General features: G+C 64.6%; 4 protein-coding genes and 1 other annotated feature. Of the genes, 1 reads left to right on the top strand and 3 read right to left on the bottom strand.

The window, feature by feature from the left end; translation table 11 throughout:
- Positions 1–262 precede the first annotated feature (262 nt).
- Positions 263–1,741, top strand: a complete 1,479-nt coding sequence (locus H5T65_13510; protein ID MBC7260246.1) for a DUF4070 domain-containing protein — start codon at positions 263–265, stop codon at positions 1,739–1,741.
- A gap of 16 nt (positions 1,742–1,757) precedes the next feature.
- Here H5T65_13510 and H5T65_13505 read toward each other — a convergent pair whose 3' ends face one another.
- The 3 genes from H5T65_13505 to H5T65_13495 all read right to left on the bottom strand — a co-directional run bounded on the left by H5T65_13505 (position 1,758) and on the right by H5T65_13495 (position 6,016).
- Positions 1,758–2,213 carry a signal peptidase II gene (locus H5T65_13505; protein MBC7260245.1) on the bottom strand — a complete coding sequence of 152 codons (456 nt, stop codon included), beginning with the start codon at positions 2,211–2,213 and terminating at the stop codon, positions 1,758–1,760.
- 25 nt (positions 2,214–2,238) lie between these two features.
- On the bottom strand, positions 2,239–2,583 hold the full coding sequence (locus H5T65_13500) for a TraR/DksA C4-type zinc finger protein (protein MBC7260244.1): 345 nt from the start codon (positions 2,581–2,583) through the stop codon (positions 2,239–2,241).
- 289 nt (positions 2,584–2,872) lie between these two features.
- Entirely contained in the window at positions 2,873–6,016 is a 3,144-nt protein-coding gene (locus H5T65_13495) for an isoleucine--tRNA ligase (GenBank protein MBC7260243.1), read from the bottom strand.
- Between the two features lie 190 nt (positions 6,017–6,206).
- Positions 6,207–6,452: a binding site (T-box leader), on the bottom strand.
- Positions 6,453–6,577: the final 125 nt, after the last annotated feature.

Genomic DNA, 6,577 nt, shown 5'->3' with positions numbered 1-6,577 from the left:
GTCCAACCTCACCTATCCCCACCCCGGCCCTCCCCTTTCCTCTCCGCCAGCGGAGAGAAAAGGGGAGGGTGTGGGAGGGGCTAGACGAGGTCGGCCGCGCCGCGTAACTTTTTGGCCGCTGGCGCATTATAAGGTATAGTACAAGCAGCACGCGCGGCCTCTCTTGAGATTACCCCGTCGGGCATCGGCAAGCGGATTCCCGAGTCTGTAATCGGAGCGCCCGCTGAGGCCGTTGACGCCCGAATCCATGTGAGGTTAACCTATGAGAATCCTTCTGATTTACCCCGAGTTTCCGGACACGTTTTGGAGTTTCAAGCATGCGCTGAAATTCATCCGGCGGAAGGCGTCGGCGCCGCCCCTGGGCCTGCTGACCGTGGCCGCCATGCTCCCCGCGGAATGGGAGAAGCGGCTGGTGGATGTCAACGTGCGCAGGCTCACCGACGCAGACCTGGGCTGGGCCGACTACGCCTTCATTAGCGGCATGGTGGTGCAGCGGGAGTCGGCGCGCGCGATTATCGCCCGCTGCAAGGCGGCGCATCTGCCGGTGGTGGCGGGCGGGCCGCTGTTCACGAGCGAATACGATCAGTTCCCCGACGTGGACCACTTCGTGCTCAACGAGGGCGAGATGACACTGCCCGCGTTCCTGCGGGACCTGGCGGCGGGCTGCCCGCAGAGGGTGTACACCGCGTCCGAGTTCCCCGACATTCGCCAGACGCCCGCGCCTATGTGGGAACTGGCGGACCTGCGGCAGTACGCCTCCATGAGCATTCAGTACTCGCGGGGGTGCCCGTTCAACTGCGATTTCTGCAACATCACGGCCCTGCTGGGCCACGTGCCCCGCGTGAAGACGCCGGCGCAGATCATCGCCGAACTGGACGGCCTCTACCGCCTGGGGTGGCGTGGGCCGGTCTTCTTCGTGGACGACAACTTCATCGGCAACAAGAGGAGCCTGAAGGCAGAACTGTTGCCGGCGCTCATAGAGTGGCGCAAGGGGAAGCGAGGCATTCCTTTCAACACCGAGGCTTCCATCAACCTGGCCGATGATGAGTCGCTGATGCACCTGATGGTGGAGGCGGGCTTTGACACGGTCTTCATCGGGATTGAGACGCCCGACGACGAGAGCCTGGCCGAGTGCAGCAAAAAGCAGAATCGGAACCGCGACCTGGTGGCCGACGTGAAGCGCATCCAGCGTGCGGGGCTGCAGGTGCAGGGGGGCTTCATCGTGGGCTTTGACAGCGACGGCCCTTCCATCTTCCAGCGACAGGTTGATTTCATCCAGAGGAGCGGCATCGTAACCGCCATGGTGGGGCTGCTGCAAGCGCCGCTGGGCACGCGGCTGTACGAGCGCCTGAAGGGCGAGGGGCGCATCCTCGCGTCCATGTCGGGCGACAACGTGGACGGCACAACGAACATCATCCCCAGGATGACCCTGGAAACCCTGCGGGAGGGATACCGTCACATCCTGTCGCAAATCTACGCGCCCGAACCGTACTACCAGCGGGTCAGGACGTTCCTGCGCGAGTACAAGGCGCCGCGGGTTTCGGTGCCTCTGGATAGGGAGTACATCCTGGCCCTGTTCCGGGCCATCTACCGGCTGGGCGTGGCGGGGAAGGAGCGGCTGCAATACTGGCGGCTGATGGGGTGGACGCTGTTGCGGCGGCCGCGGCTATTTCCGCTGGCCGTAACCCTGTCCATCTACGGGTACCATTTCCGTCGGGTGTGCGAGTTGCACGTGCTGTAACGGTTGCACCAGCACTTCACCGTGTCCGCGCCTGCCATGCCGCCAGCATGACCGCGCCTGCGACGATGCACACGTCGGCCAGGTTGAAGGCGGGCAGCGGGCCGATGTGGATGAAATCCACTGCATAGCCGAGCCGCACGCGATCCAGCAGGTTGCCGGCCGTGCCGCCGACGATGAGGCCCAGCGCCGCGGCCATCGGCGCCGCCACCGTCGGCCGCCGCAGATACAGCCCCACGATGCACACGATGGCGAGGACTGCCACCCATGCAAAAACCGCCCCGGCCCCCTGAAACAGGCCGAAGGCGGCTCCCGTGTTCGTCCCGACGCGCAGGTACAGCCACGCCTCCGCACGCGGAAACGGCGCCCAGACCGCGCCGTCGGGCAGCGCATGGCGCAGTAGGACCTTGCTCCCCTGGTCGGCGGCAAACGCCAGAACCGAGCACAGGGGCAGTACCCATCTGTGTTTGGTCAAGGGTGCCAACCTGTTGTCGCGCGGCCTACCGTGTTTCCTGCCGCCGCTGGCAGTGCATGCACAAGGCCGCCTGCGGATGCGCCTCCAGGCGCGCCCACTCAATCTTCTCTCCGCACCGCAGGCAGAGACCGTACGTGCCCTGCTCAAAGCGGTTCAGCGCCGCCTCCACCTCTTCCAGATTGCGCCACAGACTCTGCAGCAAGGAAACATTCGCCGCCTGGTCAAAAACGTCCGTCGCGTCATCTGCCGCGTGATTGCCATATCCGGCGGGTGTGCGTTCCATGACCGGATGCTGCGCAATCGCCGCTTTGAGCCGCTGCTGCTCTTTCAACAACATCGTGCGCAGTTGCTCGTAACTTCGGACTACCATTGTCGTCTCCCCTGATTCTCAGGGCAGGCATCCTGCCTGACTGGCAGGCCCAGGGCCTTCCAGAGGTCGGTGCCCCCCGACTGGCACGCCTGCTGGCCCGCTTCAGCCGGCGGCCCCGACGTACCCGGCCCCGCAGGCGCAAGCCCCGACGGACGCGATTCAAACGGGCTTCGCGCCTCCGATAGCCTGGGACTAGGGTTGTTGCATTGTTCCTGCATGGATCGCTTCCGCGCGATTTCCCTCCTCTGGATGACCGCCCTTCCCTCTGTCGGTTGTCGTGTACAGCCTTCTACCCTTCTATCCTCAGCAACCCCAAGACCAGGGGTTCGCCGTCCAGTTTGTGCTCCTGCAGGTGGGCGCCCTGCGGGGCGTCGCCCTCTGCCAGTTCGTCGGCGAGCGTCTCCTGCCGGATGTAGTCGCCGAACTCCGCGAACACCGCCCGCAGCCCTGCGCCGCAGCGGTAGAAGACCCGAATGTGGTCCTCAATGCGGAAGCCGGCGTCCTTGCGTTGCGTCTGGATGCGGCGGACGACTTCTCTCGCCAGCCCTTCGCGCACGAGCGCATCGGTGAGGGCCGTGCTCACCGCCACCACCAGGCCGTTCTCCTCGGCGACCGAGAAGCCCTCCTTGCTGTGGATGCGCACCTCCACTTCCTCGGGGAGGAGTTCCACCTCCTCGCCGTCCACCGAGACGCGCACGCTTCTACCTGCCTGCAATTCGCGGGCTAGGTTGGCCGCAGGCAGCGCCGCGACCGCCGCGCGGAGTTTCGGGAACCGCGCGCCGTGCTTCTTGCCCAACACGTTGGGAAGCAGACCGATCTCGTAGCGCACCAGGTCGTCGGCCTGGGCCACGACCTCCAGCACCTTGACGTTCAGTTCTTCGGTGATGACCGCCGCCATCCGCTCCACGACGGCGCGTGCGGCGTCGTCTCTGGGCTTCACGACGACTTTCGCCAGCGGCTGGCGCACCTTGAGATTGGCGGCGTTGCGGGCCGCGTGGCCCAGGCTCACCACCTGCCGCACCAATTGTACATCGGCCACCAGGGCGTTGTCAATTACGGCGCGGTCGGCGACGGGGAAGTCGCACAGGTGCACGCTCAACGGCGCGTTGGGGTCCACGCTGCGCACCAGGTTCTGGTACATCTCCTCGGACAGGAACGGCGTGAGGGGGGCCATCAACTTGGCCAGGGTTACCAGGCACTCGTAGAGCGTGAGGTAGGCCGCGACCTTGTCCGTGTCCTCGCCGCTCTTCCAGAATCGGCGGCGGCTACGGCGGACGTACCAGTTGCTCAGCCCATCCACGAAGGTCTCAATGGCGCGGGTGGCGCCCGTTACGTCGTACTTGTCCAGGGACGCATCCACTCGCTCCACCAGGAGGTTCAACTCGGCCAGCACCCAGCGGTCCAGTTCCGACCGCTTGTCCAGCGGCACGCTGTGCTCCATCGGGTTGAAGCGGTCAATGCGGGCGTAGGTTACGAAGAACGAGTAGGTGTTCCAGACCGTGAGCAGGAAGCGGCGCAGGGTCTCGCGCACCAGTTCGTTGCCGAAACGGCGCGGATACCAGGGCGCGGCTACCGAGTAGGTGTACCAGCGCAGCGCGTCGGCCCCCTGCTCGTTGAGGATGGGCCACGGATCCACCACGTTGCCCACGTGCTTGCTCATCTTGGCGCCCTTCTCGTCGGTGCCGAACTCGGTAACCAGGCAGTTCTTGAACGCCGGGCTGTTGAACAGCATGGTGGCCACGGCGTGGAGCGTGTAGAACCAGCCGCGGGTCTGGTCAATGGCCTCGCAGATGAAGTCGGCCGGGAACTGCTCCTTGAAAATGTCCTGGTTCTCAAACGGGTAGTGCCATTGGGCGACGGGCATGGAGCCGGAATCAAACCAGGCGTCGGCGACCTCGGGGATGCGGCGCATCTGCCCGCCGCATTCGGGGCACTTGAGGACGACGGCGTCCACGAACGGGCGGTGCGGGTCCAGGTCCGACAGGTCGCGCCCGGCCATCTGCCCCAACTCGGCCAGGCTGCCGACGCAGACGCGGTGGCCGCAGTCCTTGCATTCCCAGATGGGCAGCGGCGTGCCCCAATAGCGCTCGCGGCCCAGCGCCCAGTCCACGTTGGTCTCCAGCCAGTTGCCGAAGCGCCCGTGTTTGATGTGCTCGGGGTACCAGTTGATCTGCTCGTTGGTCGCCAGCATCTGGTCGCGAACCTTGGTGGTCTCAATGTACCAGGTGGTCTTGGCGTAGTAGAGCAGGGGCTGGTGGCAGCGCCAGCAGAAGGGATACGAGTGCTCGTACTTGGTCGCGCGGTACAGGAGGCCGCGGGTCTTCAGGTCGTCGGTGATGAGCGGGTCGGCGTCCTTGACGAACATGCCGCGCCAGGGCGTTACCTCGTTCACGAAGCGCCCGCGCAGGTCCACCGTCATGAGCACGGGCAGGTTGTGCTCTTTGCCCACGTCCAGGTCATCGGCGCCGAAGGCCGGCGCGATGTGGACGATGCCCGTGCCCTCCTCGGTGTTCACGAAGTCCGCGCCTACCACGTAGGCGTAGTCCTTGTCCACAGGGAGGAAGGTGTACAGCGGGCGGTAGTGCTTGCCGATGAGTTCCTTGGCCTTGACCGATCGCAGCACCTGATACTCGCCGCGCAGGGCGTGTTCCAGCAGGGCCTTGGCGAGGATGAGTTTGTCGTCGCCCTGCTGCACCAGGACGTACTCCACGTGGGGGTGCACCGCCAACGCCACGTTGCCCGGAAGGGTCCACGGCGTCGTCGTCCACACCAGGAAATACGTCCCCGGCTCGTCGCGCAGGGGGAGCTTGACGAATACCGACGGGTCCTGCACGTCGCGGTAGCCCTGGGAGACCTCGTGGCTGGAGAGGGACGTGCCGCAGCGGGCGCAGTAGGGCACGACCTTGTACCCCTGGTAGATGAGGCCCTTGTCCCAGAGTTGCTTGAGAATCCACCAGAGCGATTCCACATACTCGGTCTTGTAGGTGATGTAGGCATTCTCCAAGTCAATCCAGAACGCGATGCGCTCCGTCAGTTGCTCCCACTCTTTCACGTAGCGCCACACGCTCTCGCGGCACTTCTCGTTGAACGCCTCCACGCCGTAGGCTTCAATCTCGGCCTTGCTGTTGATCTTGAGTTCTTTCTCTACTTCCAGTTCAACGGGAAGGCCCTGGGTGTCCCACCCGCCTTTGCGCAGGACGTAGTATCCCTTCATGGTGCGGTAGCGGGGGAAGAGGTCCTTGAGGACGCGCGGCAGGACATGCCCGGCATGGGGGCGGCCGTTGGCCGTGGGCGGCCCCTCGTAGAAGACCCAGCGGGGGGCGTCCTTGCGCAGGTCTAGGCTCTTGGCGAAGACGTTGTGCGCCCGCCAGAACTCCAGGATGCCCTCTTCCATCTTCGGAAAGTTGACGTGTGGCGAAACCTCACGAAACATGGAATACCTCCGGAACAGCGTTCGGCTATCAGCCGTCAGCCTTCAGCGGACTCATTCACCGCGGAGATCGCGGAGATCGCAGAGAGGGATACATGATTTTCCTCTGCGCGCTCTGCATCTCCCTGCGGCGAAATGCTTCTGACCGCTGGCGGCTGAGTGCTGATTGCTGCAGAAACAAAAACTCCCGCCCCATAGGGACGAGAGCGATCTCCCGCGGTACCACCCTGCTTGACAGGCGAACCTGTCCACTCTGTGGGTACGTGTTCATACCCCCGCCGCTGTAACGGGCGCGCCCCGGCCAAGTCTACTGGGAGTTGCCTCCGTTCGGTTGGCGGCTCCGGAAGGATTTTCGTCGGGGTTCGCGCATCCGGCTCCCACCGGCCCCGGACTCGCTGGGCGTCTCCGCCCGACTACTCGTTTCCATCATAGCCTTTGGTTGGCGTATTCGGTTGGTTGTATTCTACCATAGATGTGGGCGGCTGTCAAAAGTACGCGGGGCGGGACCCCTCACCCTAACCCTCTCCCCGCGAGGCAGGGCGAGGGGAAGCCTCAAGCAAGGTG

Source organism: Chloroflexota bacterium (assembly GCA_014360805.1).
Taxonomy (GTDB): Bacteria; Chloroflexota; Anaerolineae; order DTLA01; family DTLA01; genus DTLA01.
The sequence above is the reverse complement of the archived record's forward strand: the minus strand, read 5'-3'. Positions and strand labels throughout refer to the sequence as shown.

Coding starts and splice junctions, on each gene's coding strand:
- H5T65_13510 (MBC7260246.1), top strand. CDS start 263: ATGAGAATCCTTCTGATTTACCCCGAGTTTCCGGACACGTTTTGGAGT.
- H5T65_13495 (MBC7260243.1), bottom strand. CDS start 6,016: ATGTTTCGTGAGGTTTCGCCACACGTCAACTTTCCGAAGATGGAAGAG.
- H5T65_13500 (MBC7260244.1), bottom strand. CDS start 2,583: ATGGTAGTCCGAAGTTACGAGCAACTGCGCACGATGTTGTTGAAAGAG.